Consider the following 2,790-nt stretch of genomic DNA (forward strand, 5'->3'; position numbering starts at 1 on the left):
CGCCGACCCAGGCGGCAAACCTTGTAGCCCTGGAGCTGCTCATCCGGGAGGTTGGGAATGTTCACATTGAGCAGCCATGGCGCCACGGTCGGCAAGGCGCCCTCGGCAATTTTTTCGAGCGAGGGGATCAGTTGCTGCACCAGGTCGCGCGCGCGCCGACCGGCCGCGTCGATATGTCCCCAGCCTTTTTCGGTCTGCGAAAACGCAATCGACGGAATGCCGAACAGGTAGCCCTCCATGGCCGCGCCGACGGTGCCGGAGTAAATCGTGTCATCGCCCATGTTGGCGCCGTTGTTGATGCCGGACACCACCAGGTCAGGCCGGTAGCCGAGCAGCCCGGTCAGCGCGATGTGTACGCAATCGGCCGGCGTGCCGTTGATGTAGCGAAAGCCGTTGGCCGCCGTCTGCACATACATGGGCGAATGCAGGGTCAGCGCGTTGGATTTGGCGCTGTTGTTCTGCTCGGGCGCGACCACCTCCACGTCAGCAATGTCCTTGAGCGCTTCGTACAGGGCAATGATGCCGGAGGCCTGGTAGCCGTCGTCGTTGCAGATCAGAATTTTCATAGCCTGATTTTAGGGCCTCAGGTCCCACGGGTGACAAAACGCCGTCGCCTGCGGCTTGCCGGTCCCCGGAACCTGCCTATGATTGACGATCATCAACGGAGACCCCCATGCATGCCTGGCTTTGTGAAGACCCCACCGGCGTTGACGCCCTGACCTGGACAGAACTGCCCACGCCCGTACCCAAGGCCGGCGAAGTGCTGATCGCGATCAAGGCCGCGAGCCTGAACTTTCCGGACCTGCTGATCGTGCAGAACAAATACCAGATCAAGCCGCCGCTGCCCTTTGTGCCCGGTTCAGAATACGCCGGCGTGGTCGAAGTCGTCGGCGATGGGGTCAAACACCTCAAGGTTGGCCAGAACGTGGCCTGCCTGTCTGGCACCGGCGGCTTCGGCACGCACACGATTGCGCCTGCGGCGCTGTGCATGCCTTTGCCCGACGGCTTCCCGCACGTCGATGCAGCAGCTTTCATCATGATTTATGCCACCTCGCACCATGCGCTGGTGGACCGCGCGCAACTCAAGGCCGGTGAAACCGTGCTGGTGCTGGGCGCCGCCGGCGGTGTCGGCACCTCGGCGATCCAGATCGCCAAGGTCATGGGCGCCCGTGTGATTGCCGCCGCATCAACCGATGAAAAATGCGCACTGTGCAAGTCCATAGGCGCCGATGCCACCATCAACTACAGCACGGAAAACCTGCGCGAGGCCATCAAGACCCTGACCGGCGGCAAGGGCCCCGACGTGATTTACGACCCGGTGGGCGGCGAGTTTGCCGAGCCGGCTTTCCGCTCCATCGCCTGGCGCGGGCGTTACCTGGTGGTGGGTTTCGCCTCTGGTCCGATTCCCTCGCTGCCGCTGAACCTGACACTGCTCAAGGGCGCGTCCATCGTCGGCGTGTTCTGGGGCGGCTTCGCAAAAAACGAGCCCAAAGCCAGCGCCGCCGCCATGGCCGAGCTGGCCCAGTGGTATGCCCAGGGCAAGATCAAACCGGTCATTGACCGCACCATGCCGATGGCCGAACTCAAGGCCGCCTACGCCCACATGGGCTCACGCGGGGTCAAGGGCAAGCTGGTGATGGTCAACCAAAGCCTTTAGGGCGTTGTGCAAATCCGCCCAGCGGTGGAGATGCACATGGTTACACTCCCGATTTGGGCGTATATTGATTCTTGCTGACAAAGCATGAAAGAGCGACCCACGGACAAACCGACCATGCTGGTGGTGGAAGACAACCCCGACCATCTGGCGCTGACGCTGACGACACTGGAACACAGCGGCCTGTCTCACCACATTGTGGTGGCCCGCGATGGCCTGGAAGCTCTGGACTACCTGTTGGGCCAGGGCGCTTACAGTGAACGCCATCTGCTGGAGCCGCCCGAACTGGTCTTGCTGGATCTGGGGATGCCGAAGATGGATGGCCTGCAGGTCCTGCAACGCATGCGCAGCAACCCGCGAACCGCTCTCATCCCGGTGATCATGCTGACTGCGGCTAGCGAACAATCGGGTGCGGTGCAGGCGCTCCAGGGAGGGCTGAACAGCTACATCAGCAAGCCTCTGGATTTTGATGAGTTCGAAGCACGGCTGGAAGAAATCAGGGCATGGCGCATATCGAACTTCGCGCCGCCGAAGTGATGGCCTGAGCGCGGCCGGCTGAAGTCGCATAAAGAGCCGCGCATAAAAAAGCCCCGTAGACGGGGCTTTTTTACTAAACGCTGGGGTGGCTGATGGGGCTCGAACCCACGACAACAGGAATCACAATCCTGACTTTATAGTGTTTTCCAATGTTGATTGGTGTGGCACAATCTATATAGATCAACAACTTACAAAACTCATACTGTTTTTGTAACCAGTTCAGTGTTGATTGAAATAGGTCTAAATTCGGAAAATAGTCTTACATCCTCCCTTACATCCTGAGATGTAAGCCACAGCAGGACGGTTTGACTTCCGAGGTGTCGTAACCGTCTTACATCGTCAGGATGTAAGACTTTTGGGGATCAACATGGCAAAAGTCGTCTTCACCGCTGGCCGGGTTTCAGCGTTCAACTGCCCCACCGACAAGTCACAGGCGTTCATGTGGGACGCGACCGCCGCCGGGCTGGGGTTGCGGGCCACGCCCGCCGGTAAGCCTGCCTATGTGTACCAAGGCGTTTACCAAGGCAAAGACATACGCCTGACCATCGGCAGCCCCGGCGCATGGACCATCGAGCAGGCGCGCGACAAGGCCAAAGCCC

The 2,790-nt window shown here is 60.3% G+C and carries 4 protein-coding genes; 3 read left to right on the top strand and 1 reads right to left on the bottom strand.

The annotated features are described in order from the left end of the window. Positions 1-566 (bottom strand): 5'/3'-nucleotidase SurE (gene surE / locus ACESMT_RS10145; RefSeq protein ID WP_372826463.1); only part of this gene is annotated, 566 nt, incomplete at its 3' end. Positions 567-673: 107 nt separating this feature from the next. Between surE and ACESMT_RS10150 the strand changes: the two genes are divergently transcribed. The 3 genes from ACESMT_RS10150 to ACESMT_RS10160 all read left to right on the top strand — a co-directional run. Next, positions 674-1,657 carry an NADPH:quinone oxidoreductase family protein gene (locus tag ACESMT_RS10150; protein WP_372826464.1) on the top strand — a complete coding sequence of 328 codons (984 nt, stop codon included), beginning with the start codon at positions 674-676 and terminating at the stop codon, positions 1,655-1,657. A gap of 84 nt (positions 1,658-1,741) precedes the next feature. Next, entirely contained in the window at positions 1,742-2,191 is a 450-nt protein-coding gene (locus ACESMT_RS10155) for a response regulator (RefSeq protein WP_372826465.1), read from the top strand. Positions 2,192-2,558: 367 nt separating this feature from the next. Then, the coding region (locus ACESMT_RS10160; RefSeq protein WP_372826466.1) for an Arm DNA-binding domain-containing protein at positions 2,559-2,790 on the top strand (232 nt) is incomplete at its 3' end.

The sequence above is a fragment of the Polaromonas sp. genome, assembly GCF_041689105.1.
Classification (GTDB): Bacteria; Pseudomonadota; Gammaproteobacteria; order Burkholderiales; family Burkholderiaceae_C; genus Polaromonas.

Coding starts and splice junctions, on each gene's coding strand:
- ACESMT_RS10150 (WP_372826464.1), top strand. CDS start 674: ATGCATGCCTGGCTTTGTGAAGACCCCACCGGCGTTGACGCCCTGACC.
- ACESMT_RS10155 (WP_372826465.1), top strand. CDS start 1,742: ATGAAAGAGCGACCCACGGACAAACCGACCATGCTGGTGGTGGAAGAC.